Here is a 26,012-nt window from a genome sequence, read left to right as displayed (position 1 = left end):
GCCGCAAGCACGGCTCCTGCCAGTTTCGTCAGCCGCGAGACGGAATGGTCAGACCACGCTGTACGGCTGGACGGGCGAGGAAGGCATCGAGTACACGGCGCACGTTGGTGAAACGCTCGAACTGCACCAGCTCGCCGGCCTCGTAGAAACCTATCAGGTTGCGAATCCAGGGGAATACGGCGATGTCGGCGATGCTGTACTCGCCGGCGATCCAGTCACGTCCCTGCAGGTGCTGGTCGAGCACGCCGAGCAGGCGCGCGGACTCGGCGACGTAGCGATCACGCGGGCGCTTGTCTTCGTACTGGGCTCCGGCGAATTTGTGGAAGAAACCGAGCTGGCCGAACATCGGCCCCAGGCCGCCCATCTGCCACATCAGCCACTGCAGGGTTTCGTAGCGGCGGGCCGGATCGCTGGACAGCAGCCGGCCGGTCTTCTCTGCCAGATAGATCAGAATCGCCCCGGATTCGAACAGCGGCAGCGGATGGCCATTCGGCCCGTCGGGATCGAGGATGGCGGGAATCTTGTTGTTCGGCGCCAGCGAGAGGAACTCGGGGCTGAACTGGTCGTTGCTGTCGAAGCTGACCAGATGAGGCTCGTAGGGCAGGCCGATTTCCTCCAGCATGATCGAGACCTTGACGCCATTGGGCGTGGGCAGCGAATAGAGCTGCAGGCGTTCGGGATGCTGAGCGGGCCATTTGCGGGTGATTGGGAAGGCGCTGAGGTCGGTCATGTGGGTTCCAGGTCGAATGGGGCCGAAGAAGGTGTGATCAGAACACGGTGGCGGATGTGCAGGAAATCGATCCGGCTGCTAGTAGTCATCGACTCGGGCGATCCTGCCCGGTTCCCTGTACGCGAGCCAGGCGGTATGGTGCGAGTTTTCATCCACCCGGCACGGAGCCCATCGGCATGAGCCTGCACGGTACCTACGATACCCAGAACATATTCGCCCAGATCATTCGCGGCGACCTGCCTTGCTACAAACTCTACGAGGACGACGACGTGCTGGCGTTCCTCGATCTGTTCCCGCAGTCCAAGGGCCACAGCCTGGTCATTCCCAAGCGCGCTGCGGCACGCAATATCCTGGAGATCGACGATGCCAGTCTGGCCAAGGTCATGGCTGTGGTGAAGAAGGTTACCCAGGCTGTCGTCGACGAACTGCAGCCGGCTGGCGTGCAGATCGCGCAATTCAACGGCGCGCCTGCCGGTCAGACGGTGTTTCATATCCACATGCACGTGATTCCGCGCTTCGAGGGTGAAGGCCTGGGCATTCACGCGGCCAACAAGGCCGATCCGGCCGAGCTGGAGGCGCTGCAGGCGCGTCTGGCCAAGCGTCTGCAGGGCTGAAACGACAATGCCCCAGCCTGCTTAATCGGTCGGGGCATCTTCATTGGTGTGCTTTCAACCGTTCTGGTTGTTCAGCCCACCCCATTCCATGAAACGCACGGCATGCACTTCACCCTGGCTGTCGCGGTAGACCAGCACGCTGGGTACTACGCCGCTCTTGTGACTGTTGTCGGTGCGTTTCAGAACCTGGTCGATATCCAGCTGCATACCGTACTGGTATTGCTGCACTTGCAGCTTGCTGATGTCAGGTGCTTTTTCGCTGGCGAAAGCCATGGGGGCGAAAGCGGCGATGAGGGTGGTGGTGATTGCTGCGAGTTTCATGGTGATTGTCTCCGATCAGTTGCGCCGGTGTGAGCGGCTTGGGTTCGGGAGAGATGAAAACATCGCGCCTTTCATTACAGAAATCGATGTTTGTGCTAGCAAACATCGCTGCCATTGATACCTTGCCCGCAGACGCGCCAGGCCCAATACTCAGCCGGCACTCATCTGCCCATGGAGGGCTACATGCGTTCGATCCTCATCGCTCTACCTCTGATGCTGCTGGCTGGCTGTTCGTCGTTTCGAGGTGATCCCGAGCACGTCAAACCGGTACCGGAAGATCGCCTGCTGGCGTTTCAGGAAGCACAGGAGAACGGCGCGCAGATCGTCGTCAATCGCGACTTCGGCTTGATGGGGGGCGGCTGCTACGTGGCCATCGAAGTAGACCGCAAGGTCGCTGCACGCATCGGCATAGGGGAGGTCGCCACCTTCCAGGTGCCGGCGGGCACCCGCGTGGTCGGTATCACGCCGGATCGAATGGACGACACCCTGTGCGGCATGGGCCGACTGCTGCGTGAAGTGGCGGTGCCGGTAAAAAGTGGAGAGGTTCATTACCTGCGCATCGTCAGTGAGAACAAGGGTGGCTTCGATATCCGCCCGGACAATCCCTGACCCTCCAGCACGAGGGTGTCGCTGTGCGAAGGTTCATGCCGAGAGTGATGCCACACGGTTAGTATTCCACGGCGCCTGAGGGTGAACGGATTGCCGATAGCGATAGTGGGGGCAGGTACGGCCGGCACTGGCCAGTGCAGTTTTTCTGGCCCGCCAGGGCTACGCGGTACGCCTGCTAGAGCGGGTAGGGCAGTTGCAGCCAGTGGGTGCGGGCATCCTGCTGCAGCCGTGCGATCTGGCGGTATTGCAGCGCCTTGGCCTGCCGGCTGAGTGCACGCACTGGGCGCTCCGGTCAGCCGGCTGCACGGCACCAGTTGCCAGGGGCGGACGATCCTCGACACGTGTTATCACGACTGGCAGTCGGGCAGCTTTGGCCTTGGCATCCCCGGGGCCTACTGATGACGGCATTGCTGCATGCTGCGCAACGTGCCGGCATGCAGGTGGAAACCGGTGTCACTATCAGTCGTTTCGAGCAGGCCGGGGGCCATATCCGACTGCTGCGGCAGGACGATAATGGCGAGGGATGCAGGTACGTCAGTGGTTGAAGCCTTATCCCAGGGGCGCCCTGTGGAGCATGTTGCCGACGTCGGCGAACGCCGGCTGTGGTGAGCTGCGCCAGTGGTATCGCGGTTGTCGGGAACTGTTCGGGCTGATGCCGACCGGTTATCCAGCTTGTCGAGTGGCAGCAACTCGTTGTTCATGTACAGCGCCGAGGCTTTTCCCGCGGGCACCAACTGGTTGATGGTCGCTATCAGAGCGCTCATGCTCTGCTCGTAGTTGCTCCGGTCGGGAGACAGAATGTGCTGGCAGGTGGGGCTGAACTGTAATTCATCCCTGCGGAACTCATCGGGCGTTGGGTTTTTCACCAGACATGCCGTCAGGCCGCTGTTGCTAATCTCGCCCTGAACGACATGTTCCCTATCTTCAGTGTCCTGAAATCAATTGATGTCATGACGGACGTATACGGTAGGGGGACTAGATAGAACTGGTAGTCGATTGTAGTGGTCAACAATTCCCGGACACAGAATTGAGTTTTTCTTCCGCAACCGCCGGCGGTACGAAGCCGTTGTGCTGATGCGGCCTTATCCAGTTGTACCGCTGCATGAGGTAGCGGCCGATGTCCTGCTCGGCCAACGCTGTCGTCATGTAACCCACTGTCGGCACCCACTCCGTTTTCAGGCTACGAAACAGCCGCTCCATGGGCGAATTGTCGTAACAATTTCCCCTTCGGCTCATGCTCTGAATCATCCGATAGCGCCAGAGCCGTTGGCGGAAACCCCGGCTGCCATATTGGCTGCCCTGGTCGCTGTGAAACAGCACGCCTTGTGGTCTGCCACGCATCTCGTAAGCCCTGTCGAGCGCTTTGACGACCAGTTCCGCATCAGGCTTGGCGGACATCGCCCAACCCACCACTCTGCGGCTGTACAAGTCCAAGACCGCCGCCAGATAGCTCCATCGACCCTCTGCCCAGATATACGTGATGTCGCCACACCAGACCTTGTTTGGCGCAGCCACGGTGAACTTGCGATCAAGCACATTGGGAATGTCGGGGCGCTCGACCGTGGCCTTCTTGTACGCATGAGAACCGGGCTGTTTGCTGATCAGTCCTTGTTCCTTCATCAATCTTCTGACTCTGAAACGCCCGACGTTAACGCCTTCATCCCGCAGCATGGCAACCAGACTGCGACTGCCCGCTGAGCCACGACTTTGGTTGAACAGCTCGTTGACACGACTGCGTAGGTTCACTCGGCGGACATCGATATGACGCCGCCGGGCCAAGTGGGCGTAATAACAAGACCGGGGTAGCTCGAAGACTGAACACAACAGTTGAACAGGGTAGTGCTTTACCAACTGCCGAATCGACTTCAACGTCTGCGCCCGTGTTCCTCGGCCATCAAGAGCGCAGTGGCCTCCTTTAATATTTTCTTCTCAAGCTCCAGCCGGTTGATACGGGCCTGAAGCTCCTGAATGGTCTGCTGCTCCGGTGTGAGCGCCTTGGCAGTGGGCGTAACGCCCCCGCGCTCCAGCTGCAACTGGGTAACCCAGCGGCGCAATAAGCTCTCACCTACATCGAGAGATCTGGCGGCCTCGGGACAGCTGTAGCCTTGGTCGAGCACCAGGCTGGCAGCCTCTCGCTTGAAAGTCGGGGTGAAGGTACGTCGTTGTCTGCTCATCGAACACCTCTGTATGGCGAGCATTCTCGCCCTAAATGGGTGTCTGGGGTTAGTAGACCACTACAGATCGACATGTCATTGGCCTGTGTATAGCAAGGAGATGGACTGATCTTGGACCACGATTAGGTTCTTCGGGGCGACGATGATGATGTCTTTCTGGTGCTCCGCATTCACTTTCGTCAATCGTACTCGCGTATTCGTCGCAGAGTGTTCTGCCATCCATTTAATTCCTATCATGATGAATTTACGGGTTTCTTGCTGTGCCCTTATTCACTATCGGGAAGTTTGTTGGCCGTTGTGGCGAAAAGGACGGAGTCCTTGGCGTAATGAATTCATTTATTATTGGAGGTGAGTCGCTCCTCAAGAGAGTTGATGGTCTTTTGTAGTGCGGCCATGGGGTCGGTTCCATCTTGTGCGTAGATGCTGCAAGATGCCATGTCCTCTGGGTAACCGAAGTCTGCGTAGAGCTCCTGTAACCGTTCGAGTTTTTCGTCAGGGGTGAGTGAGGAGTTCTGGAGTTCTGAAAGTATTGCCAGTCGCCATTTTTCGAGGGCAAGTGGCTTTGTTGCTTGGGCGCTAATACTGTTTTTTTTGCATAATTTTGCCAGTAGCTCGGAAACTTCGTCTTCGCTGAGAGAGTCGCTCCCGGCCAGAAGCGCTATGTCTTCGTCGGTTTCGCCGCTATGGAGGAGCTCGAAGGCGTAACTCGATATCGCGTCTTTATCGATCCAGCTGTTGTTTATTCCGGTTACAAGGGTAGGCCAGTCAATCAGGTTGAGCTTGGCGAGTTCGGCGAGATATTTGTTCATGATTATCCCTTGCTATCTGGGGACCTGATTGGGGAAACCGGTTATTTTTCCACCGGGAATGAAGCGTCTATGAGTAACCCGGTCTTGATCGACGATCCACTCGAAAACACCGTCTTTACCATTCAGGCTGCCTTCTATTTGATAGAGTTCTGACGTTCTCGCCGTGATGCCACCAGGGCCCTTGGTCGGTATCTCAAATTTTTGAGCATCGCCTGCGTAGTTGTCGATCAGGTCGTTGAAGCTATGTGTCGGGTCTGTTTTGTTGGCACTGCCAGTCCGTTCTTTTCCAAGAATCTCATTCTCTACGATTACAGGTTTTCTTGGCGTTGTGGGTGGGGTATCCACGGTCAATGGAGTGATGCTCTTCGGGCGTTGCACCTCAACCGTCCGCGCCCCAGTCCCGCTCCCTCTCGCCCTGCCACCTCGTCTGATCCTTGCCCGTTTCAGCGCCGCGCCCAGGCGTCTGAAGGCATTGCCCAGACGTGCAAGCTTGTCCAGATAGCTTACCGATGCTGCACCACGAGCGGCCAGGCCGACGCCGCCGGTGAAGACGATTAGCAGGGCTGCAAGTACGATTTCGAACAGTGCGCCGCCGCTGAACTCGGCGACCTCCTCGATGTTCTGCGCCTTGGCGTAGTCGACGGCGAAACGGCCGAGCATGGCCTTGCTGGGCGCGTCTTCGTAGATGAAGCAGGCCAGTTCGTAGGCTTCGGCCAATTGTTCGCGGGTGATGCTGCTCGGGTCGAAGCCCAGTGCTTCGACCAGTTCGCGATGTTGCTCGGCGCTGAACTGGCGATTGTATGCGGCCAGCCAGGTTTCTCCCTCGCTGGCGCGCGCCTGCCAGGCACTGCGTAGGGCATTGGAGAAGGCGGTGGAGGGATTGACCAGGTCGGAGAATTCCTTGGCGGTCTTGAGCAGCCCCCAGGCGCCGAGGAAGAAACCTTTGCCCACCGCGAGTCGGCGGTGCATGTAGTTGGAGAAGGCGCTGCGCTGATCCTGAATGAACTGTAACCGCGCCGCCTCTGCGCGTTCGGCGGCGAGAATTTCGTCCAGTACGGTCTGCAGCTCGGCGCGCGCAATGGCTGGCTGTGGTCGGGAACGCAGAAGCGCGAGCTGCATGCCTGGAAGGGCGAGCGGGAGGCGTGGGAAGAGGTTTCGCGAATCGAGCGTCCCTATTCATTGAATCAAAGGGGGTAAGGTATTCGGGTAGGTTTCCAGAAACCATTCGATGGTGTCCTGGATTCGGTGGCTATCCTGTGAATTCAGGTTCCTGATTCTCTCTTTTAACGATTCTATCGCTTCAAATATTTCAGGGTGATCCATCACAATGCCGGAGTCTTCGGTGACGCATTCGATCATGGCGCTCAGTGTCGCTGTGTTCAGGGGCATGGGTGGTTTTTTTATTAATTCGATGCCTTTATGCCGATTGACTGAGTAAAGCGTCTCGAAAACTGATGCCTGGAAGTATTCGTCACCCTTGTTATTGCACAGGATATTTGCTGCCAGATCTTCTGCGATGGGCTTGTTTAGGTGACTCAGTTGGCGCAGTGCTTCCGCCGCCGCGTCGTAGTCGCTGAGCTCGGTAATCTCTTTTTCCAAGGCTTGCTCGGTGGTTGTCATCGGTTTCGTCATGGAGAGGTTGGGATAAGCTTCAAGGTCGTGAGATAGGCTCGTTGATCGTCGAGTATTTTCCATGTGCTTTCCACTTTCAAGGTTCCGTCAGGACCCTGTAGGGTGCTGGGTACCCATATGCGCTGTTCAGGGGTGACTTTGTTTCCGACATCCAGAAGGTGTTTTATCAGTGTTTCATTGTTCGCCGGAGTGTCCGGAAGTCCAATATTGTCCAAGTGCCTGCTCATGTCCTGTGACCGCTCTAGATTGTGCTTTTGGCTTTTTAGCTGTTCCAGGCGTTTTGCATTGTCGGGCGATGAATCAAATAGCTTTCTATCGCTTTGTTTTAGACGTTGTAGGTCTCGCAGTTCTGCCCTTACGTCAGGTACTTTGCCCCGTGCATAAATATTAACTTTGTCCAAGGGCACGATCGCGTTGCGATCCACTGCAGCGACAACCTGTTTGCCTGTCGTTGGAGCAATAAAGTTTTCTACTTTATAAGGCGGGGGTACGGGGTGGACTCTTGACGGTTCGACTGCCTTTGGCCTTTCCACCTCTACCGTCCGTGCCCCAGTCCCGCTCCCTCTCGCCCTGCCTCCACGCCTGATCCTTGCGCGCTTCAAGGCCGCGCCCAGTCGTCTGAAGGCATTGCCCAGACGTGCAAGCTTGTCCAGATAGCTTACCGAGGCCGCTCCGCGAGCGGCCAGGCCGACGCCGCCGGTGAAGACGATCAGCAGGGCTGCAAGCACGATTTCGAACAGTGCGCCGCCGCTGAACTCGGCGACCTCCTCGACGTTCTGTGCCTTGGCGTAGTCGATGGCGAAGCGGCCGAGCATGATCTTGCTGGGCGCGTCTTCGTAGATGAAACAGGCCAGTTCGTAGGCTTCGGCCAGTTGCTCGCGGGTGATGCTGCTCGGGTCGAAACCCAGTGCCTCCACCAGCTCTCGATGCTGTTCAGCGCTGAACTGGCGATTGTATGCGGCCAGCCAGGTTTCTCCCTCGCTGGCGCGCGCCTGCCAGGCACTGCGTAGGGCATTGGAGAAGGCGGTGGAGGGATTGACCAGGTCGGAGAATTCCTTGGCGGTCTTGAGCAGCCCCCAGGCGCCGAGGAAGAAACCTTTGCCCACCGCGAGTCGGCGGTGCATGTAGTTGGAGAAGGCGCTGCGCTGATCCTGAATGGACTGTAACCGTGCCGCCTCTGCGCGTTCGGCGGCGAGAATTTCGTCCAGTACGGTCTGCAGCTCGGCGTGGGCACTGCTGATGTCGGTATCGATATCAGCGTCGGCGAGCAACTGTGCTTCGTACTCGCCGCTGGGAATGGTCTGAATCAGACTGCTTCGGGCGTCCAGGCTGCCGCGCACGGGGTTGCCGCCGGCCGGCGAGAGGCTGTAGGGCAGATTGGCGCCGAGGCACTCGCCGTTGTCCCAGACGAAACGCAGCCCGATCAGGCAACTGGAAGTCTGGGTGCTGCCACCTTCCAGTGGCCTGGGGGGCTGGCGGTGGAAATCGCCGTTATAGGGTTCCGGCGTTGGAGCCGGGCGGTCGTTGCGGTTGTTGGGGACGTAGCCGCTCATCTTGTTGCATCCCTGCTGCAGCCGGCGGATGCCGGCAAGTTCCTTCGTCAGCGTCCGATGCTAACCAATGACCCATGAGCAAAGTCTTGCGCAGTGGCACGCGGCGTTTCTGTTTTGTGAGCGATGCACGCAAATAGTGGCGTTCGCCGCTCAGTTGCGCTGCAGGTCGAGCAGCGCCTTCTGACTCAGGTCCAGCCACTCCTTGTGCAGAACCCGGTAATGCCTGGCGGAGCGTCGGGCGTGGGTGTGGATCTGCTGCAACAGTTCGATGGCTTCGCGCTGGCGCCCCAGCCGGCGCAGCAGCAGGGCATAGCGGTAGTTGGCTTCCGGGCTGGTGCTGTAGCTGCCAAGCGCGCGGTACTCCTCCTCGGCCTTGAGGTCGTTGCCCTGGCCTTCCAGCGCCCGGGCGTAAAGCAGGTGACCGTCGGTGGAGCGGAAGTCGGGATTTTGGGCGATCAGTTGGTCGAGGCTTGCCTGGCAACCGGCGAAATCGCCCAGGGCGAAACGGGCTCTGGCCAGGCCGAGGAGGATGTCCGGGGCGTCGCTGTGGATACCCCGCAGAGCCGCCTGATAGTGCTGAGCCGCTTCTTCGGCCTGCCCCATGCGCAGCAGCTCGTCGGCCAGGTTGACGCGGGTATCGCGGGTGTCGCGAATCTCCAGCTCGTCACGCAGGGTGCGCAGATGACGCTGCGGGTCGATGCTGTCGTGCAGGCGGTTGAGCGTGCGGCGGCCGCGACGACTGCCGAGCAGCTCCGGCAGCATGATGCCGAGAAAGTAGATCAGGCAGCCGAGACCTGGCAGGGCGATGATCAGATACAGCCAGTAGCGATCCTGGCCGCTGCGAACCACATGCAAGCCGCAGGTGACTTGGCAGGCGATGACGAGAACGGCGAGCAGAGGCATGGTGCGATCCAGTCCTTTGGAATGCTAGAGGTGGCTATCAAAGCATGCTTCGGCCCGCTTGTCAGGTGAGCCATGCACGGCTGTGGCATGCGTCACGTGATAGGCTGCGCGGCTGATTCCATGTTCATAAGGATGCGTGCATGCCGTCGTCGCTGGAGATCTTCGCCAACCTTTTCTATCTGGTTTCGGTGCTGCTGGCGGCGCGCAACTCAGTGCATACCTGGGCGGTCGGGCTGGTCGGTTGCGTGCTGTTCGGCTGGCTGTTCTTCAGCGTGCAGTTGTATGCGGACGTCACCCTGCAGGGCTTCTTCATTCTGACCAGTCTGATCGGCTGGTGGAGCTGGTTGCGTGGACGCGGCGGCGAACCCATGGCGATCAGCCGCACAGCCTGGCCGGGACTTTCCCTCGCGCTTGGTGTGGCGGTGCTGGTGGCGCTGGCCTATGGCGCGTTGCTGCATCATTTCACCGATGCCTACGCGCCCTTCATCGACTCGCTGGTGCTGACCTTCAGCGTACTGGCGCAGCTACTGCTGATGCGCCGCAGGCTGGAAACCTGGTACGGCTGGCTGCTGGTCAACACCCTCGCGGTGCCGCTGTTCGCATCGCGTGAGCTGTACCTGACCGCCTTCATCTACCTGCTGTTCTGGTGCAATGCCTGGTATGGCCTGTACCGCTGGCGCAGCGAACTGAAGGTTCGGATGGTCTGATATGAGCAAGCGATTCGCGGTCGGCCTGGTGGTGGGCAAGTTCGCGCCGTTGCATCTGGGTCATGAATGGCTGATCCAGCAGGCTCAGGCCCAGTGCGAGCAGCTGGTGCTGCTCAGTTGGTCATACCCCGAAGTGGCGGGTTGCGAACCCGAACGCCGGACGAACTGGTTGCGGATGCGTTTTCCCGAGCAGCGCAGCTGGGTGGTGACGCCCGAATGGGTGGCTGCCCAACAGCTGGCGGGGCTGAGGCTGCCGGATCTGCCGCACGAGTCCGAGGCGGATGCCATGCAGCGCGAATTCGTCGCGGCGTTCTGCCTCGCCGTGCTGGGGCAGCCAGTGGATGCGGTGTTTACCAGCGAGGCCTATGGTGATGGTTTCGCCGCGCATCTGGCGGAGCGCTTCCAGCGGCCGGTGGCGCATGTCGAAGTGGATCGGGCGCGTCAGCACGTACCGATCTGTGCCACGCGCCTGCGCGCCGATATCCATGGTCTGCATCACTACCTGGCGCCGCAGGTCTATGGCGATTTCGTCGAGCGCATTGCCTTGCTAGGCGGCGAGTCCACGGGCAAGAGCAGCCTCGCCCTGGCGCTGGGCGAGGCATTGGGCACTCGGTATGCCGCGGAATACGGCCGCGAACTGTGGGAAGAGCAGGGCGGCGTACTCACCTATGACGATCTGCTGCGCATCGGCCGCACCCAGGTCGCACGCGAGCAGGCGCTGGCCGGGCAGTGCAGGCGCTATCTGGTCTGCGACACTACACCCCTGACCACCTTGTTCTACTGCCGCGAGCTGTTCGGCCGTGCCGAGGTTGAGCTGGAGCAACTGGCCGAGCGGCACTACCACCATCTGTTTTTGTGCGCCGATGACTTTCCTTTCGTACAGGACGGCACGCGCCAGGACGAGACCTTTCGCCGCCGGCAGAACCAGTGGTACGAGCAGCAGCTGCAGTGTCGGGGCCTGGGCTTCACACGCCTGACCGGTTCGCTGCAGCAGCGAGTCGACCAGGCGCTGAGTTATCTGGCGAGTCGCCGGACTCAAGCCGGTGCCGGCTCGAAGCTGTCGGCGCGGGCCATGCGCCACATGCGGTCATAGAACTCGCCATCGATCTGGCCACCGAGCAGCTCCCCCGGCGCGAGGAACACATGCTGCTGGGAGAACAGCTTGATCTCGGTGGCCGACAGGCGCTGCACCAGATGCTTGGCATCGATTTGCGACGGGTGGTCGAGGCCGGCGGCGGCAAGCATCTCGGCCAGTGCCTTGAGCGTGTTGCGATGGAAGTTGTAGACGCGCTGGGCCTTGTCCTCGACCACCAGCGCGCGCTGGCGCAGCGGGTCCTGGGTAGCGACGCCGGTGGGGCACTTGTTGGTGTGGCAGGACTGCGACTGGATGCAGCCGATGGCGAACATGAAGCCGCGCGCCGAGTTGGCCCAGTCGGCGCCGATGGCCAGAACCCGGGCTATATCGAAGGCACTGACGATCTTGCCACTGGCGCCGAGCTTGATCTTGTCGCGCAGGTTGCTGCCGACCAGGGTGTTGTGTACAAACAGCAGGCCTTCACGCAGCGGCACTCCGAGGTGATCGGTGAACTCCAGTGGTGCGGCGCCGGTGCCGCCTTCCTTGCCGTCGACGACGATGAAGTCGGGCAGGATGCCGGTCTCCAGCATGGCCTTGACGATGCCCATGAATTCCCACGGGTGGCCCAGGCAGAACTTGAAGCCCACCGGTTTGCCATCAGAGAGCTCGCGCAATTGGGCAATGAACTGCAGCAGCTCGGTTGGTGTGGAGAAGGCGCTATGGCGCGACGGCGAGATGCAGTCCTCGCCCATCGGCACGCCACGGGTGTTGGCGATTTCCTCGGTGACCTTGTGCTTGGGCAGGATGCCGCCGTGGCCCGGCTTGGCGCCCTGGCTGAGCTTGATCTCGATCATCTTCACCTGCGGGCTGGCTGCCTGAGCTGCGAACCGCTCGGGGTCGAAGCGGCCGTCCGAAGTGCGGCAGCCGAAGTAGCCGCTGCCCAGCTCCCAGACCAGATCGCCACCGTGTTCACGGTGGTAGGGGCTGATGCTGCCTTCGCCGGTGTCATGGTAGAACTCACCGAGTTTCGCCCCTTCGTTGAGGGCGCGAATGGCGTTGGCACTGAGTGAGCCGAAGCTCATCGCCGAGATGTTGAACAGGGATGCCGAGTACGGCTGGCGACATTGCGGCCCGCCGATCTCCACACGAAAGCTGCATGGATCAGTCAGCGGCGCTGGGCGCATCGAGTGGCTGACGAACTCGAAACCGTTCTGGTAGACATCGCTCAGGGTGCCGAAGGGTTTGTCCGAACCTTCATTCTTGGCGCGGGCGTAGACCAGTGAGCGCTGGGCGCGGGAGAAGGGCAGCTGTTCGGCATCGCCTTCGAGCAGGTACTGACGGATTTCCGGACGGATGCCTTCGACCAGATAGCGGATATTGCCCAGGATCGGGTAGTTGCGGCGTACTGCATGGCGGGTCTGCAACAGGTCGCCGATACCAATCAGGCTGAGCACACCGGTGAGCAGGGTGACCGGCCATATCCATTCATGAGCGAGGAAGGGCAGGCTGGCCAGGGTGAACAGCACGCAGAACACGAAAAATGCATAGCGGCTGAGCAGGGAAAAGTTCATTCAAGCTCCAGATGAGTGGGTCGAGATAGGACTTTAGACCAAGCGGCTATATCGGGTCATGTTCTGTCCGCCTGGACACATGCACGGGCTGAGGACGAACCCCATTGCCCTGTGGCACACTCAGTGGCCCGGAGCCAACCATCGTCAGAGTTTGGCCCATATCCCGATTTTTTGGCCTGCGCCATCGTCGCCGGCCTACTGCCTAGGCCGCCAGTGGCCGAGAAGAGGAATGAGCGTGCATAACGTCGTGATCAGTGGTACCGGCCTCTATACCCCGGCCAACAGCATTTCCAACGACGAGCTGGTGGCATCCTTCAATGCCTACGTGCAGCAGTTCAATGCCGACAATGCCGACGCCATCGCCCGTGGCGAGGTCGAGGCGCTGAACGAGTCCAGCAGCGCCTTCATCGAGAAGGCTTCCGGCATCAAGAGCCGCTTCGTCATCGACAAGGACGGGATCCTCGATCCGCAGCGCATGGTGCCGCGCATTCCCGAGCGCTCCAACGACGAGTGGGGCATCCTCTGCGAGATGGCCGTCGGCGCTGCCAAAGAGGCGCTGGAGCGTGCCGGCAAGACCGTCGCCGATATCGACGGGGTGATCGTCGCCTGCTCGAATCTGCAGCGTGCCTACCCGGCGGTGGCCATCGAAGTGCAGGCGGCGCTCGGCATTCAGGGCTGGGGTTACGACATGAACGTGGCCTGTTCCTCGGCCACATTCGGCATTCAGGCTGCAGCTACTGCGATTCAGACCGGCCAGGCCCGTGCGATTCTCATGGTCAACCCGGAAATCTGCACCGGCCACCTCAACTTCCGTGACCGCGACAGCCACTTCATCTTCGGTGACGCCGCCACCGCGGTGATTCTCGAACGCGCCGATCAGGCCACCTCTGCCCATCAGTTCGATGTGGTCAGTACCAAGCTGCTGACGCAGTTCTCCAATAACATCCGCAACAACTTCGGTTTCCTCAACCGGGCGGCCGAGGAAGGTATCGGCACCCGCGACAAGCTGTTCGTGCAGGAAGGGCGCAAGGTGTTCAAGGAAGTCTGCCCGATGGTTGCCGAGCTGATCGCTGCCCATCTGGCGGAAAACCAGCTGGAGCCTTCTCAGGTTCGGCGCTTCTGGCTGCACCAGGCCAACCTCAACATGAACCTGCTGATCACCCGCAAGCTGCTGGGGCGCGATGCCGAGCCGCACGAGGCGCCGGTGATTCTCGACACATACGCCAACACCAGCTCGGCCGGCTCGGTGATCGCCCTGCACAAGTATCAGGACGACCTGCCGGCGGGCAGCCTGGGTGTCCTGAGTTCCTTCGGTGCCGGTTATTCGATCGGCAGTGTGATTCTGCGCAAGCGTTGAGAACGTTATCGGCGGCCTGCCCGGAGGCGCAGGCCGCCGACGTTTCCGCCCCTTCTCCCAAGGCGTACCGGTAACAGAGTGCGCCGCTCGCCGGAACGCTAACCCAGCGGATTGTCCCGGCGCCTGCTTTCGCGAAACTCGCCCGGCGTTTGCCCGGTCCAGCTTTTGAAGCTGCGGTGGAATGAGCGTGATTCGGTGAAACCCAGGTAACAGGCGATGTCCTGGATCGCCAGGTCGCTGCGCAGCAGGTAATGCTCGGCCAGCTCCTGGCGCAGTTCGTCGAGTATCTGCTGATAGCTGGTGCCGGCCTGCTGCAGGTGGCGCTGCAGGGTGCGCACGGTCATGTCGAACTTCTCCGCCACTCGTTCCTTGCGTGGCAGGCCGTCCTTGAGCAGCAGGCGCAGGGAGTTCTTCACCCGGCGCGGCAGTGGCTCGTTATCGTCCAGCCCGGCCATCAGGGTCAGGGCATGTTCTTCCAGCGTGCGCAGCAGGTTGGCATCGGCCTGGCGCAGCGGCACGCCGAGGTAATCCAGCGGCACCAGCAGGGCGTTGCAGGGCTGTTCGAACAGCACCGGGCAGCCGAACAGCTGCTGGTATTCGGCCAGGTCGGTGTCGGCCGGTTGCGCATGCTCGAACCACACTTCGCGCGGCGAATGCTCGGAGTCGGCGATCCAGCGGGCGTACAGCAGCCAGGAGGCGAGCACGTTCTCGACCATATGGCGGCGTACGTCCGGCGCCTGATGACGGCAACTCCAGATCAGCCGCACGTGATCCTCGGCGGCTTCGAGACGGCTGGTGCCCATGTCGCCCACCAGTTTCTCGTACGGCACGATGCGGCCCATGGCCTCACCCAGGGTGGCGCAGTTCATTGCGATGTAACCGAGCACGCTCCACGAGCCGGGCTGCACGAAACGCGCTGAGTGCAGGCCGAATAAGGGATCACCGGAAACCTCGATCAGATGCGCCAGCAGGCGCTCATGCACCTCGCTGGGCATGCGCTTGCCATTGTCGGCCAGGTCCTGAGCGTCGATGCCCGCGGCGGCCAGGGCGCGGTCGGTGTCCAGGCCGAGCTGTTCGGCCTGGCGCAGATACTTGAGCAGGGCGGGAACGGAGGTATAGCCGAGGTTATCCATGGATTCTTGTTCTGGGATGCCTGTCTTGATTGGCGATAGTGCCTGTCCCGATTCGACAGTGACGGAAATCGGCGGCTGGCTAGTATAGGCAGCCATAAGTGCTGATCGGAATGGGGGATGCGATGCGACGCTGGAACGGATGGGGTGACGAGGCGACCGAAGTGGAACTGCCGGCCCATGGTGAGGCGTTTCTCGCCGACCTGGTAGGGCCTGGTCAGCGTCTGGCCGATGCCAGCCTGGAGGCTGTGCTGGCGCGTGTGCCGGCCTCGCGCCTGTCGCCGCATCCGCTGATCAGCGTTGATGCCGAAGTGCGTGTGCGTCACGCCCGTGGTCAGAGCCTGCCGGACTGGCTGGCCATGCGCTCGGGCGATTTTGGCCAGTTTCCCGATGGTGTCGCCTGCCCTGAAAGCGCCGAGCAGATTCGTGATCTGCTGGCCTGGGCGCAGCAGCATGACGTGACCCTGATTCCCTACGGCGGCGGCACCTCGGTGGCCGGCCATATCAACCCGCAGGCCGGTCAGCGCCCGGTGCTGACCCTGTCGCTGGAGCGCATGACGCGCCTGCTGGAAGTCGACGAGGACAGCCTGATCGCCACCTTCGGCCCCGGCGCCAACGGCCCGCAAGTGGAAAGCCAGCTGCGCGCGCGCGGCTATACCCTGGGACATTTTCCGCAGTCCTGGGAGTTGTCGACCCTTGGCGGCTGGGTCGCCAGTCGTTCCAGTGGTCAGCAGTCGTTGCGCTATGGACGCATCGAGCAGCTGTTTGCCGGCGGCAAGCTGGAAACCTTCGCAGGAACTCTGAACATACCCACATTCCCGGCTTCGGCCGCCGGACCCGACCTGCGCGAGCTGGTAATGGGCTCGGAAGGGCGCTTCGGGGTGATCTCCGAAGTACGCGTACGCATCAGTCGCCTGGCTGAGCAGGAGCGTTTCTATGCGGTGTTCCTGCCCGACTGGCAGCAGGCGCTGAGCGCCATTCGCAGCCTGGCCCAGGCGCGTGTGCCGCTGTCCATGCTGCGCCTGTCCAACGCCATCGAAACCCGTACCCAGCTGGCCCTGGCTGGTCACCCGCAACAGATCGCCCTGCTGGAGAAATACCTGGCCCTGCGCGGCGCCCGTGACAGCAAGTGCATGCTGACTTTCGGCGTCACTGGCAGCCGGACGCAGAACACCGCCTCGCTGAAACAGGCGCGGCGCCTGCTGAAAGGCTTTGGCGGCGTGTTCACCGGCACTCTGCTGGGCAAGAAGTGGGAGCAGAACCGTTTCCGTTTCCCTTATCTGCGCCATGGCCTGTGGGAGCGCGGCTACCTGGTGGACACCCTGGAAACCGCCACCGACTGGTCGAATGTCGACAACCTGTTGAACAGGGTCGAGGCCAGCCTGCGTGAAGAGCTGGCCGGCGATGACGAGCGAGTGCACGTATTCACTCACCTGTCGCACGTTTATGGTGAAGGGTCGAGCATCTACACCACCTACGTGTTCCGTCCCGGTAACGACTACACCGAGGCCATGCTGCGCTGGCGGCGGCTCAAGGCCGCGGCCAGCCGCGCCATCGCAGAAAACCGCGGCACCATCAGCCACCAGCATGGTGTCGGTCGCGACCACGCTCCGTATCTGGCGGCGGAGAAGGGGGAGCTGGGCATGGCCACGCTGCGCAGTCTTGCCATGCATTTCGACCCTGATCAGCGCCTGGCTCCCGGCGTGTTGCTGCAGGACTGAGCATGGAGCCCTGGAACGCCGCCTGGCGCACGCGCGCGCTGCCTGAGCTGGCTGCTCGCGACTGGGATCTGCTGGTAATCGGCGGCGGCATCTGCGGCGCCGGTATCCTCCGTGAGGCGGCGCGGCGTGGCTGGCGCTGCCTGCTGCTGGAACAGCGCGACTTCGCCTGGGGCACCTCCAGCCGCTCCTCGAAGATGGTGCACGGCGGCTTGCGCTACGTCGCCAAGGGCCAGCTACGGCTGACTCGCGACTCGGTGCGCGAGCGCCAGCGTCTGCTCGGCGAGGCGCCGGGGCTGGTGGAGCCGTTGAGCTTCGTCATGCCGCATTATCGCGGCGGTTTTCCCGGGCCGAAGGTGTTCGGCGGCCTGCTCAGTCTGTATGACGCTCTGGCCGGCAAGCGCAATCATCTGTTCTACCCGCTGCAGCAGCTGCGTTACCTGGCACCGGGCATACGTGAAGATGGCCTGCTGGGGGGAACGCGTTTCTTCGATGCGGTGACCGACGATGCGCGTCTGGTGCAGCGCGTGCTCGGCGAGGCGCGCGCCGAAGGCGGCGAGGCGCTCAATGGCATGCGCGTGGTCGAGCTGCTGCGCGAGGCGGGCAGGGTGGTCGGTGTGCTCGCCGAGGATGTGGAAACGGGCAGGCAGTATCGCCTGCGCAGCCGCGCCGTGGCGCAGGCCACCGGTGCCTGGGCCGACCGTCTGCGCCAGTCAGGCAATGGTCGTGTCCGTCCGCTGCGTGGCAGTCATCTGCTGCTGCCAGGCTGGCGCCTGCCGGTAGCACATGCCTTCAGCTTCATGCATGCAAGCGATGGCCGGCCGGTATTCGTTTTCCCCTGGGAGGGGGCAACGGTGATCGGCACCACCGATCTGGATCACACCGCTGACCTGGATGCCGAGGCAGCGATCGGCAACGAAGAAGTCGATTACCTGCTGGCCGCCTGTTCCCAGCAGTTCCCCGCTGCTCAGGTGGGGCGTGGCGATGTGCTGTCGACCTGGGCGGGCGTAAGGCCGGTGGTGAGCGATGACGACAGCGCACTGAAACCCTCGGATGAAAAGCGCGAGCATGCGCTGTGGATCGAACCGGGTAGCGTGACCCTGGCTGGCGGCAAGCTGACCACCTTCCGCTTGCTGGCGCTGGAGGTGCTGCGGGCCTGTGCGGGATTCGTCGGCAAAGCGGTGGATGATCGTGGTTGCGCCGTATTTCGTGACGGTACGCCGCCGGCCATGCCGCACCTGAGCCAGGCGCAGCAACGCCGCCTGCTTGGCCGCCATGGCCGGCAACTGAAGGAGGTGCTGCGCCTGATTACGGAGATTGGCGGCGACTGCGTCGCCGGCACCGATACCCTGTGGACCGAACTGGCCTGGGCTGCCGAAGGCGAACTGGTGCTGCACCTGGACGATCTGCTGCTACGCCGCACGCGCCTCGGCCTGCTGCTGGCTGAAGGCGGTCGTGCAGAACTGCCACGTATCCGCGCACTGTGCCAGCCGCGCCTGGGCTGGAGTGATGCGCGCTGGCAGCAGGAAGAGGGTGATTACCTGGCGCTGTGGCAGCGCTGTTACAGCCTGCCGCAGGGGGGATGACTAGCTTGCGGCAGCTCCGATCGGCTCCCTCTCCCGCAAGCGGGAGAGTGGAGGATGCTCCATTTCAAGTAAGAAGGACCGTACCTTGAGCGAACCAAGCTACCTGCTGAGCATCGACAACGGCACCCAGAGCGTGCGTGCGCTGCTGTTCGATACCAAGGGCAATCTGCTCGCCAAGGGCAAGGTCGAACTCGACCCCTATTTCTCCAGCGAGCCGGGGTGGGCCGAGCAGGACCCGGAGTACTACTGGGCCAGCCTCGGCGAGGCCTGCCGGTTGCTGTGGCAGCAGGTGGACATCGATCGCAGTCAGATCAAGGGCGTCGCCGTGACAACCCAGCGCGGCAGCATCATCCATGTCGACGAGCAGGGCGCGCCGTTGCGTCCGGCGATTCTCTGGCTCGATCAGCGTCGTGCCGAGGTAAAGGGGCGCATCAAGGGCCTGTGGGGCTGGCTGTTCAAGCTGGCGCGGGCCGAGGAGGCAGTGAATCACTTCCGTGGTCAGGCCGAGGTCAACTGGGTTGCCCAGCATCAGCCGGACATCGCTGCGCGCACGCACAAGGTGCTGTTGCTTTCGGGGTTTCTCACCCATCGTCTGTGTGGTCGCTTCGTCGATTCGACCAGCAGTTGCGTGGCCTACCTGCCGTTCGACTACAAGCGCCTGCGCTGGGCTGCGCCCGGCGACTGGAAGTGGCAGGCACTTTCCGTACGCCCCGAGCAACTGCCGGAGCTGTTCAGGCCGGGAGAGAGACTGGGCCAGATCAGCGCCGAGGCCAGCCGTCATACCGGCATTCCCGAGGGCCTGCCGCTGATTGCCGCCGGTGCCGACAAGGCCTGCGAGGTGCTGGGTTCCGGTGCTATGGAGCCCGGCACTGCCTGCCTTTCGTACGGCACCACCGCGACCATCAACACCACACGCAGTCGTTATCTGGAAACCGTTCGCCTGATTCCACCCTATCCGGCGGCCCTGCCGGATCACTTCAATACCGAGGTGATGATCTACCGCGGCTTCTGGATGGTCAGCTGGTTCAAGCGCGAGTTCGGCCTGCGTGAGATGCAGCGTGCCGAGGCGCTGGGTGTGTCGCCCGAGGCGCTGTTCGACGAACTGGTCAACGCCGTGCCGCCCGGCTCAATGGGGCTGATGTTGCAGCCATACTGGACGCCGGGCATCCGCGAACCGGGACTGGAGGCCAAGGGCTCGATCATCGGTTTTGGTGATGTGCACACCCGCGCGCATCTCTACCGCGCCATTCTCGAAGGCCTGGCCTACGCCCTGTGTCAGGGCAGGGAACGTATCGAAAAACGCTCCGGCACACGTATCAAGCGCCTGCGTGTATCTGGCGGGGGCGCGCAGAGCGATGCGGCGATGCAACTGACGGCCGACATCTTCGGCCTGCCCGCCGAGCGACCGCATCTGTACGAAACCAGCGGCCTGGGCGCGGCGATCAACTGCGCGGTGGGCCTGGGGTTGCATGCCGATTACCCGAGCGCCATCGCCGCCATGACCCGGGTCGGCCAGGTGTTCCTGCCCAACCCGGCTGCACAGCGTACTTACGAGCAACTCTACGGACAGGTCTACCAGCGCATGTATCGCCAGCTCAAGCCGCTGTACCAGCGCATTCGCAAGATCACCGGTTATCCGGCGTAAAACGCTCCGACAAAAAATCGCCCTCCAGACGGAGGGCGACGTCTTTGGCCTCAGGCGACATCCACCAGTACGATCTCGCTGTCTTCCTGTGCTTCGACGCGGATCACCTCGACATCCGCAACGGCCACGCCGTCACGTGCTTTGGCGGCCACACCGTTGACGCTGAATACCCCGGTCGCGCCGACCAGATAGGCCTTGCGACCCGGCTGTAGGCGGTATTCGGCGCTCTCTCCCGCGTTGATGGTGGCAGCCACCAGCCTGGCATCGGTGCGGATGCGCAGGGCGTCAATATCTTCTTCGAAGCCGCTGGCCAGGGTGACGAAGGAACCCGAACGGTCGCCTTTGGGAAACGGTTTGGCTCCCCAGGAAGGCGGCAGGCCGGCCTGGTTCGGCTGAATCCAGATCTGGAAGATCTTGGTGGTTTCGTCCTCCAGGTTGTACTCGCTGTGAGCGATACCGGTACCGGCGCTCATCACCTGCACGTCGCCGGCCTCGGTACGGCCCTTGTTGCCCAGGTTGTCCTCATGGCTGATGGCCCCTTCGCGTACGTAGGTGATGATCTCCATGTCGCGATGCGGATGCGGCGGAAAGCCCGAGTGCGGGGCGATCTCGTCGTCATTCCAGACGCGCAGGCGCCCCCAGTTCATTCGCTCGGCGTCGTAGTATTCGGCGAAGGAAAAGTGATGGCGGGCATTCAGCCAGCCGTGGTTGGCGCCACCGAGTTGTTCGAACGGACGTACATCGATCATGGTCAATCCTCCTGTCGTGCACGGGTTCAGCCCCGTGCAGATGCGATGGGCGCATGATCTATTTGGGTGGATCGATTTAAAAGCGCATTTTGTGCGGTTTAATTATCTGTTTATTCGATTTATTGAGCGAAAGCCTCGCATTAGGCATTCGTTGATTTTCAAGGAGACGACAATGCGCGAACGCAAGGCATGGCTGATCCTGCATGGCAAGCAGGCGTTGAATGAGGAAGTGAGGGCGGCCGTGAACGGCCTGCGTGAGCGTGGCTGGGATCTGGCGGTTCGCCTGACTTGGGAAGGCGGCGATGCCGAACGTCTGGTGCGTGAAGGGCTGGCGGCGGGTTATCCGACCCTGATCGCCGGTGGCGGTGACGGTACCCTGCGCGATGTGGTCGAGGCGTTGATCAAGGTGCGGGGGGCGGCCAGCCTGGCCTTGTTGCCACTGGGTACGGCCAACGACTTCGCCAACGCAGCCGGTGTGCCACTGACGCCGGCTGCGGCGCTGACGCTGCTCGATGTGGAGCCGGTAGCGGTGGACGTGGGCATGGCGGGTGAGCGCGCCTTCCTCAATATGGCCACCGGCGGCTTCGGTTCCAATGTCACGGCCAATACCTCGGAAGATCTCAAGAAAGTCCTGGGTGGCGCCGCCTATCTGTTGACCGGGCTCAGTCGCTTCTCTGAAGTGCGTGCCGCTGCGGGGCGTTTTCACGGGCCAGACTTTGAGTGGCAGGGCGAATTTCTAGCCCTGGGTATTGGTAATGGCCGTCAGGCCGGCGGCGGGCATCTGCTCTGTCCGGATGCGACCATCGATGATGGCTTGCTGGATGTCTGCATCGTGCCGGCGGCGCAGGATGTGGTGAGTACCCTCGGCACGCTGCTTACGGGCGGCATGCGCGGCCTGCAGAGTGTGGCCATCAGTGCACGGCTGCCCTGGCTGGAGGTCGAGGCACTGGAGGGACTGGATTTGAACCTCGACGGTGAGCCCATGGAAAGCAAGCGTCTGCGCTTCAGCGCACAACCCGGCGCCTTGCGTCTGCATCTGCCCGACCATTCGCCGTTGCTCACTGGTCAGGCGCCTGGGGCTGAGGCATGATGGCTGTACGCCAGCAGTGCTTCAGTCTGCCGGCAGTCGGCCGATAACCCATAAGGCAGACTAGACTCACCCCCATATACCCTGGAGCCCATGATGGCCGGCATTCTCGATTCAGTGGATCAACGCACGCAACTGGTCGGCGAGAACCGTCTGGAAATTCTCATGTTCCGCCTGGCCGGCCGGCAGTTGTTCGCCATCAACGTGTTCAAGGTGCAGGAAGTCCTGCAGATGCCCAAGCTGACGCTGATGCCGCAACGTCATCGCTTCGTCTGTGGCGTGGTCAACCTGCGTGGCCAGACCCTGCCGGTGATCGACCTGTCACAGGCCATCGGCATGCGCCCGCTGGTGCCGGATGAGCGCAGCACCATCATCGTTACCGAGTACAACCGCTCTGTGCAGGCCTTTCTGGTTGGCAGCGTGGATCGCATCCTCAACCTCAACTGGGAGTCGATCCAGCCACCGCCCGGCGGTGCCGGCCGCCAGCATTACCTGACTGCGATCACCAAGGTTGATGAGCAGATCGTCGAGGTCATCGACGTGGAAAAAGTGCTGGCCGAGATCGTACCGATGAGTACCAGAGTGTCCGCGGAAAAACTCGCCGACCCTCTGCTGGAAAAGGCGCGCGGTCGTGAAGTGCTGCTGGTGGACGACTCCAGCGTCGCGCTCAGCCAGTTGCGCGATACCCTGTCGCAGCTGGGCATCCGTATGCACATGGCCAGTGACGGTCTGAAGGCGCTCAATCTGCTGAAGAAATGGGCCGATACCGGCGAGGTGATGACCGACAAGCTGCTGATGGTCTTCACCGATGCCGAGATGCCGGAGATGGATGGTTATCGCCTCACCAGTGAAATCCGCCACGACCCGCGTCTCAAGGACCTCTACGTGGTGCTGCATACCTCGCTGTCCGGCAGCTTCAACGAGGCCATGGTGAAGAAGGTCGGCTGCGACAACTTCCTCTCCAAATTTCAGCCGGACAAACTGGTGGATGTGATCCGTCAGCGCCTTGAGCTGGACGAACCTCGCTGAGTCCTCTACGCCCCGCAGAGCTTGTGAGCAACGCCGTCAACTCGTATAACGGCGTTTTTGCCGACAGGAAGCTGAACCATGCCGAGTCTCTCGGGGCTGTACCGTTATCCGCTCAAGTCCGGTCGTGGCGAGGCCTTGCAGCGCAGCGCGGTCGACGCCCTCGGGCTGCATGGTGATCGGCGCTGGATGCTGGTCGACGCCGACAACGGCCGTTTCATCACCCAACGCCTGCTACCGCAGATGAGTCAGTTGAGCGCCGTATATGATGCGCGCGGAGGCCTCATCCTGAGTGCACCCGGTCAGGACGATCTTTCCGTGGCACTTCCCGACCCCGACCAGGACCTGCGCGGCGTCATCATCTGGCGCGACAGCCTGCGGGTGCCGGATGCCGGCGACGAGGCTGCCGAATGGCTCAGCGCCCTGCTGGGCAAGGCCTGCCGTCTGGTGCAGGTGCCCGAAGGACGCGCTCGTCAGGTCGATACCGGCTATGCCCAGCCGGGTGACCGTGTGGCCTTCGCCGATGGTTTCCCGCTGCTGCTGATCGGCCAGGCCTCGCTGGACGATCTGTCCCAACGTGTCGGTCAGCCGCTCTCGATGCTGCGTTTCCGCCCCAATCTGGTGGTCACCGGCAGCGAGCCTTACGCCGAAGACAGCTGGAAGCGCATCCGCATCGGAGAGCTGGAGTTCGAAGTGGCCAAGGGCTGCGCCCGTTGCATCCTTACCACCGTCGATCCGCAGACCGGTGAGCGCGATGCACGGCGCGAACCGCTGGCCACGCTCAAGACCTATCGTGAGCGCGGCGGTGATGTGTTCTTCGGGCAGAACCTGCTGCCGCGCGGTGTCGGCGAATTGCAGCTGGGTATGACGGTGCAGGTGCTGGAATAGCAGGCGGGCGTCATGAAAAGCCCCGGTCAGATATTGTCTGACCGGGGCTTTTGCATTACTGATCGTCGAAGAAGCGCTCGTTCCACGCCACTAGCGGGTGCGGCGCGCCCAGCTTCTGGCCGTAGATCACCGAGTAGGACAGCACGTTCTGCACGTACTGGCGGGTTTCGTCGAACGGGATGTTCTCCACCCAGACGTCGTAACTGAGGTGGTTGGCGCCGCGCAACCACTGGCGTACCCGGCCGGGGCCTGCGTTGTAGGCAGCCGAGGCGAGAATGCGGTTGCCGTTGAACTGGCCATACACCTGGCTCAGGTAGGCAGCGCCGAGCTGGATGTTGAGGTCCGGGTTGAGCGCCTGCTGCGGTGAGGCCAGGGGGATGCCGAACTTGCGCGCGGTTTCCTTGGCCGTTGCCGGCATCAGTTGCATCAGGCCCATGGCACCGACGTGAGAGCGGGCGTCGGCCATGAAGGCGCTTTCCTGGCGGGTGATGGCGAACACCCAGCTCGAGTGCAGGTCGCGGCGTCTGGCTTCGCGGACCAGTTCGTCGCGATGGGCCATGGGGAAGCGCACGTCCAGATCGTCCCAGTACTGGGCCTGGCTGATGGTGCGGATGGCCGGGAAATACCATTCCATTTCGTAGGCCAGGCGCGCCTGCGCCACCAGTTCGTCACGGCTGAACAGACGGCTGACGTGATACCACTCGCGACGGCCGTCGACGATCTGGCCGCGCGCATGAAACTCCATGGCTCGCTTGATGCCGGCGGTGTTGCGCACTTTCTGCACCACCTTGGGATCGAGCACCAGTGGCTGGTTGTTCAGGGAGTAGGGCGCCTTGACCTGATCGGCGGCCATGAACCCGTAGAAATCGCGCTCCTTGGCCAATGCCTGGTACAGCACTGCCGGTTGCTGGCTGTTGGGCTGCGCCAGTTGCAGGCTGCGCGCGTTCCAGTAACGCCAGCGGTTGCTACTGGCCAGTTCGGCCGGCATCTTCTGGGTCAGCTGATAGGCCTCTTCCCAGCGGCCATGGCGCAGCAGCAGGCGGGCGCGCCACTCGCTGACGGTGTTGTCACGCAGTTGCGGATCGTACTTGGCCATGACCTGCAGGCCGCGCAGGTCGAAGCGTTGTGCCAGGCGCAGACCGACCTGGCGGGCGATGGCGACCTGTTCATCGGCGGAAAATTTCATGCGTTGGGCGTAACCGTCGAGCAGGGCCAGGGCTTCTTCGGGCTCCTGCCGGGCCAGACGACGCAGACCAATGCCGACCACATCGCTCATGGCCTCGTCGGCGGGAGCGAAGCGCGCTGTGTTCTTCAGCAGTTGCGGTTTCTGTGCGACTTCGACCATCAGCTTGCCGCGCTCGCCGAGCGTTGGCATGCCCTTGATCAGGAAGTTCGCCAGGCCGTAGTTGCCGCTTTCCACGGCCAGCTTGGTGCGCTGCCAGCGACGCTGCTCGGTGAGTTGGCCGCTGGCGGCCCAGCGCTCGAAAAGCGGGTCGCAGGCATTGGGCTGGGATTTGCCGACCAGCCAGAGCTTCTCGGCAGTGGCATTGCCTTCGGCGGTCTGGCCATGGCTCAACAGGTATTGGCCGTACAGACAGTCCAGTTCGGTGAAATTGAGTGCCGGGTCGTAATGGTCGAGGAAGGGCTTCCATTCGCCTCGTTCGGCCAGCCAGCGCAACCAGCGCAGCTTCATCCAGTTGGCCTGGGGCAGGTCGCCATGGTCGGCGAGGAATTTCTCGATCTCGGCGTTGCTTGCCGATTTGAGGCGATTGGTCAGCTCGTCATAGGCCAGATAAGGCGTCAGCGGGTAGTCGCGCAGGGCACTGGCGTACTGGCGGTAAGGGCCGCTGTCCCCCTTTGCCAGGGCGCGCTTGGCTTCATCGTAGTACTGACGCTGCTGGGTGAGGCTGGCGGCTTCGACGCTGGCGATGCCGGTGGTGGCAAGGATCAGACAGGAAACAACGGAGAAAAAGCGACTGCGCATGGCATTTCCGGGGGCAAGCAGAGGTATGGGGCAACACGATCCGTGTCGTTGCATACCTCTAGCTTAGCGTTTCGGCGGGGCGCGGTGAATGCCGCCTGGCGGGTCGGACACATGCGGCAAAAAAGCGCGCGCCTGCGCCTGCTG

Annotated in this window: 24 protein-coding genes; 11 read left to right on the top strand and 13 right to left on the bottom strand. The window is 62.1% G+C overall.

Going from position 1 to position 26,012, the window contains the following annotated elements:
- Positions 1–28: 28 nt before the first annotated feature.
- Positions 29–730 carry a glutathione S-transferase N-terminal domain-containing protein gene (locus OEG79_RS14115; protein WP_264145617.1) on the bottom strand — a complete coding sequence of 234 codons (702 nt, stop codon included), beginning with the start codon at positions 728–730 and terminating at the stop codon, positions 29–31.
- A gap of 176 nt (positions 731–906) precedes the next feature.
- Between OEG79_RS14115 and OEG79_RS14110 the strand changes: the two genes are divergently transcribed.
- On the top strand, positions 907–1,344 hold the full coding sequence (locus tag OEG79_RS14110; RefSeq protein ID WP_264145616.1) for an HIT family protein: 438 nt from the start codon (positions 907–909) through the stop codon (positions 1,342–1,344).
- A 54-nt stretch (positions 1,345–1,398) separates the two neighbouring features.
- On the opposite strand, the gene OEG79_RS14105 is transcribed toward OEG79_RS14110, so the two are convergent.
- The gene (locus tag OEG79_RS14105) at positions 1,399–1,665 is read right to left on the bottom strand and encodes a DUF2790 domain-containing protein (RefSeq protein ID WP_264145615.1); all 267 of its coding nucleotides are present in this window, start codon (positions 1,663–1,665) and stop codon (positions 1,399–1,401) included.
- 183 nt (positions 1,666–1,848) lie between these two features.
- Between OEG79_RS14105 and OEG79_RS14100 the strand changes: the two genes are divergently transcribed.
- Complete coding sequence (locus OEG79_RS14100; protein ID WP_264145614.1) at positions 1,849–2,274, top strand: 3-isopropylmalate dehydratase; 426 nt, start codon at positions 1,849–1,851, stop codon at positions 2,272–2,274.
- 392 nt (positions 2,275–2,666) lie between these two features.
- On the opposite strand, the gene OEG79_RS14095 is transcribed toward OEG79_RS14100, so the two are convergent.
- The 7 genes from OEG79_RS14095 to OEG79_RS14065 all read right to left on the bottom strand — a co-directional run bounded on the left by OEG79_RS14095 (position 2,667) and on the right by OEG79_RS14065 (position 9,345).
- Positions 2,667–3,038, bottom strand: coding sequence for a hypothetical protein (locus tag OEG79_RS14095; RefSeq protein WP_264145613.1), 372 nt, complete (start codon positions 3,036–3,038; stop codon positions 2,667–2,669).
- 241 nt (positions 3,039–3,279) lie between these two features.
- A protein-coding gene (locus OEG79_RS14090; protein ID WP_264145293.1) for an IS3 family transposase occupies positions 3,280–4,448 on the bottom strand; the annotation gives its coding sequence in 2 pieces (ribosomal slippage) (positions 3,280–4,187 and positions 4,187–4,448; 1,170 coding nt in all).
- A gap of 332 nt (positions 4,449–4,780) precedes the next feature.
- Positions 4,781–5,257: a DUF2247 family protein gene (locus OEG79_RS14085; protein WP_264145612.1), complete on the bottom strand. Its 477-nt coding sequence runs from the start codon at positions 5,255–5,257 to the stop codon at positions 4,781–4,783.
- Positions 5,258–5,269: 12 nt separating this feature from the next.
- Positions 5,270–6,376 carry a hypothetical protein gene (locus tag OEG79_RS14080; RefSeq protein WP_264145611.1) on the bottom strand — a complete coding sequence of 369 codons (1,107 nt, stop codon included), beginning with the start codon at positions 6,374–6,376 and terminating at the stop codon, positions 5,270–5,272.
- 57 nt (positions 6,377–6,433) lie between these two features.
- Positions 6,434–6,877 carry a hypothetical protein gene (locus tag OEG79_RS14075; protein ID WP_264145610.1) on the bottom strand — a complete coding sequence of 148 codons (444 nt, stop codon included), beginning with the start codon at positions 6,875–6,877 and terminating at the stop codon, positions 6,434–6,436.
- Between the two features lie 8 nt (positions 6,878–6,885).
- On the bottom strand, positions 6,886–8,442 hold the full coding sequence (locus OEG79_RS14070; protein ID WP_264145609.1) for a hypothetical protein: 1,557 nt from the start codon (positions 8,440–8,442) through the stop codon (positions 6,886–6,888).
- Between the two features lie 150 nt (positions 8,443–8,592).
- On the bottom strand, positions 8,593–9,345 hold the full coding sequence (locus OEG79_RS14065) for a tetratricopeptide repeat protein (RefSeq protein ID WP_264145608.1): 753 nt from the start codon (positions 9,343–9,345) through the stop codon (positions 8,593–8,595).
- Between the two features lie 140 nt (positions 9,346–9,485).
- Between OEG79_RS14065 and pnuC the strand changes: the two genes are divergently transcribed.
- Complete coding sequence (gene pnuC / locus OEG79_RS14060) at positions 9,486–10,052, top strand: nicotinamide riboside transporter PnuC (protein ID WP_264145607.1); 567 nt, start codon at positions 9,486–9,488, stop codon at positions 10,050–10,052.
- A 1-nt stretch (position 10,053) separates the two neighbouring features.
- Positions 10,054–11,145, top strand: a complete 1,092-nt coding sequence (locus OEG79_RS14055; RefSeq protein ID WP_264145606.1) for an AAA family ATPase — start codon at positions 10,054–10,056, stop codon at positions 11,143–11,145.
- Here the strand turns inward: OEG79_RS14055 and OEG79_RS14050 are convergent.
- Positions 11,088–12,698 (bottom strand): FMN-binding glutamate synthase family protein, encoded by a 1,611-nt coding sequence (locus OEG79_RS14050; protein WP_264145605.1) that lies wholly within the window; start codon positions 12,696–12,698, stop codon positions 11,088–11,090. The genes OEG79_RS14055 and OEG79_RS14050 overlap by 58 nt on opposite strands.
- A 235-nt stretch (positions 12,699–12,933) precedes the next feature.
- Between OEG79_RS14050 and OEG79_RS14045 the strand changes: the two genes are divergently transcribed.
- The gene (locus OEG79_RS14045) at positions 12,934–14,055 is read left to right on the top strand and encodes a beta-ketoacyl-ACP synthase III (protein ID WP_264145604.1); all 1,122 of its coding nucleotides are present in this window, start codon (positions 12,934–12,936) and stop codon (positions 14,053–14,055) included.
- 98 nt (positions 14,056–14,153) lie between these two features.
- Here OEG79_RS14045 and OEG79_RS14040 read toward each other — a convergent pair whose 3' ends face one another.
- Complete coding sequence (locus OEG79_RS14040) at positions 14,154–15,188, bottom strand: AraC family transcriptional regulator (RefSeq protein ID WP_264145603.1); 1,035 nt, start codon at positions 15,186–15,188, stop codon at positions 14,154–14,156.
- A gap of 122 nt (positions 15,189–15,310) precedes the next feature.
- Between OEG79_RS14040 and OEG79_RS14035 the strand changes: the two genes are divergently transcribed.
- The 3 genes from OEG79_RS14035 to OEG79_RS14025 all read left to right on the top strand — a co-directional run bounded on the left by OEG79_RS14035 (position 15,311) and on the right by OEG79_RS14025 (position 20,134).
- Entirely contained in the window at positions 15,311–16,906 is a 1,596-nt protein-coding gene (locus OEG79_RS14035) for an FAD-binding oxidoreductase (RefSeq protein WP_264145602.1), read from the top strand.
- Between the two features lie 2 nt (positions 16,907–16,908).
- Positions 16,909–18,489, top strand: coding sequence for a glycerol-3-phosphate dehydrogenase/oxidase (locus OEG79_RS14030; RefSeq protein ID WP_264145601.1), 1,581 nt, complete (start codon positions 16,909–16,911; stop codon positions 18,487–18,489).
- A gap of 85 nt (positions 18,490–18,574) precedes the next feature.
- The gene (locus OEG79_RS14025; RefSeq protein ID WP_264145600.1) at positions 18,575–20,134 is read left to right on the top strand and encodes an FGGY-family carbohydrate kinase; all 1,560 of its coding nucleotides are present in this window, start codon (positions 18,575–18,577) and stop codon (positions 20,132–20,134) included.
- A gap of 50 nt (positions 20,135–20,184) precedes the next feature.
- Here the strand turns inward: OEG79_RS14025 and OEG79_RS14020 are convergent, their stop codons facing one another.
- Positions 20,185–20,883 (bottom strand): pirin family protein, encoded by a 699-nt coding sequence (locus tag OEG79_RS14020; protein WP_264145599.1) that lies wholly within the window; start codon positions 20,881–20,883, stop codon positions 20,185–20,187.
- Positions 20,884–21,055: 172 nt separating this feature from the next.
- Between OEG79_RS14020 and yegS the strand changes: the two genes are divergently transcribed.
- From yegS to OEG79_RS14005, 3 genes are all read left to right on the top strand, one after another.
- Complete coding sequence (yegS, locus tag OEG79_RS14015; RefSeq protein ID WP_264145598.1) at positions 21,056–21,973, top strand: lipid kinase YegS; 918 nt, start codon at positions 21,056–21,058, stop codon at positions 21,971–21,973.
- A gap of 93 nt (positions 21,974–22,066) precedes the next feature.
- A complete protein-coding gene (locus OEG79_RS14010; RefSeq protein WP_264145597.1) occupies positions 22,067–22,999 on the top strand; it encodes a chemotaxis protein CheV in 933 nt (310 codons plus the stop codon).
- A 78-nt stretch (positions 23,000–23,077) separates the two neighbouring features.
- Entirely contained in the window at positions 23,078–23,884 is an 807-nt protein-coding gene (locus OEG79_RS14005; RefSeq protein WP_264145596.1) for an MOSC domain-containing protein, read from the top strand.
- 55 nt (positions 23,885–23,939) lie between these two features.
- On the opposite strand, the gene OEG79_RS14000 is transcribed toward OEG79_RS14005, so the two are convergent.
- Positions 23,940–25,868, bottom strand: coding sequence for a transglycosylase SLT domain-containing protein (locus OEG79_RS14000; RefSeq protein ID WP_264145595.1), 1,929 nt, complete (start codon positions 25,866–25,868; stop codon positions 23,940–23,942).
- Positions 25,869–26,012 lie beyond the last annotated feature (144 nt).

It is taken from the genome of Pseudomonas sp. Z8(2022) (assembly GCF_025837155.1).
Taxonomy (GTDB): Bacteria; Pseudomonadota; Gammaproteobacteria; order Pseudomonadales; family Pseudomonadaceae; genus Aquipseudomonas.
Note: the sequence above shows the minus strand (reverse complement) of the source record. Positions and strands in the feature narration are given on the sequence as shown.

What these genes read in the sequence shown, in the direction of transcription:
- OEG79_RS14115 (WP_264145617.1), bottom strand. Translation starts at nt 730, where the DNA reads ATGACCGACCTCAGCGCCTTCCCAATCACCCGCAAATGGCCCGCTCAG.
- OEG79_RS14110 (WP_264145616.1), top strand. Translation starts at nt 907, where the DNA reads ATGAGCCTGCACGGTACCTACGATACCCAGAACATATTCGCCCAGATC.
- OEG79_RS14105 (WP_264145615.1), bottom strand. Translation starts at nt 1,665, where the DNA reads ATGAAACTCGCAGCAATCACCACCACCCTCATCGCCGCTTTCGCCCCC.
- OEG79_RS14100 (WP_264145614.1), top strand. Translation starts at nt 1,849, where the DNA reads ATGCGTTCGATCCTCATCGCTCTACCTCTGATGCTGCTGGCTGGCTGT.
- OEG79_RS14095 (WP_264145613.1), bottom strand. Translation starts at nt 3,038, where the DNA reads ATGAGCGCTCTGATAGCGACCATCAACCAGTTGGTGCCCGCGGGAAAA.
- OEG79_RS14085 (WP_264145612.1), bottom strand. Translation starts at nt 5,257, where the DNA reads ATGAACAAATATCTCGCCGAACTCGCCAAGCTCAACCTGATTGACTGG.
- OEG79_RS14080 (WP_264145611.1), bottom strand. Translation starts at nt 6,376, where the DNA reads ATGCAGCTCGCGCTTCTGCGTTCCCGACCACAGCCAGCCATTGCGCGC.
- OEG79_RS14075 (WP_264145610.1), bottom strand. Translation starts at nt 6,877, where the DNA reads ATGACAACCACCGAGCAAGCCTTGGAAAAAGAGATTACCGAGCTCAGC.
- OEG79_RS14070 (WP_264145609.1), bottom strand. Translation starts at nt 8,442, where the DNA reads ATGAGCGGCTACGTCCCCAACAACCGCAACGACCGCCCGGCTCCAACG.
- OEG79_RS14065 (WP_264145608.1), bottom strand. Translation starts at nt 9,345, where the DNA reads ATGCCTCTGCTCGCCGTTCTCGTCATCGCCTGCCAAGTCACCTGCGGC.
- pnuC (WP_264145607.1), top strand. Translation starts at nt 9,486, where the DNA reads ATGCCGTCGTCGCTGGAGATCTTCGCCAACCTTTTCTATCTGGTTTCG.
- OEG79_RS14055 (WP_264145606.1), top strand. Translation starts at nt 10,054, where the DNA reads ATGAGCAAGCGATTCGCGGTCGGCCTGGTGGTGGGCAAGTTCGCGCCG.
- OEG79_RS14050 (WP_264145605.1), bottom strand. Translation starts at nt 12,698, where the DNA reads ATGAACTTTTCCCTGCTCAGCCGCTATGCATTTTTCGTGTTCTGCGTG.
- OEG79_RS14040 (WP_264145603.1), bottom strand. Translation starts at nt 15,188, where the DNA reads ATGGATAACCTCGGCTATACCTCCGTTCCCGCCCTGCTCAAGTATCTG.
- OEG79_RS14035 (WP_264145602.1), top strand. Translation starts at nt 15,311, where the DNA reads ATGCGACGCTGGAACGGATGGGGTGACGAGGCGACCGAAGTGGAACTG.
- OEG79_RS14030 (WP_264145601.1), top strand. Translation starts at nt 16,909, where the DNA reads ATGGAGCCCTGGAACGCCGCCTGGCGCACGCGCGCGCTGCCTGAGCTG.
- OEG79_RS14020 (WP_264145599.1), bottom strand. Translation starts at nt 20,883, where the DNA reads ATGATCGATGTACGTCCGTTCGAACAACTCGGTGGCGCCAACCACGGC.
- yegS (WP_264145598.1), top strand. Translation starts at nt 21,056, where the DNA reads ATGCGCGAACGCAAGGCATGGCTGATCCTGCATGGCAAGCAGGCGTTG.
- OEG79_RS14010 (WP_264145597.1), top strand. Translation starts at nt 22,067, where the DNA reads ATGGCCGGCATTCTCGATTCAGTGGATCAACGCACGCAACTGGTCGGC.
- OEG79_RS14005 (WP_264145596.1), top strand. Translation starts at nt 23,078, where the DNA reads ATGCCGAGTCTCTCGGGGCTGTACCGTTATCCGCTCAAGTCCGGTCGT.
- OEG79_RS14000 (WP_264145595.1), bottom strand. Translation starts at nt 25,868, where the DNA reads ATGCGCAGTCGCTTTTTCTCCGTTGTTTCCTGTCTGATCCTTGCCACC.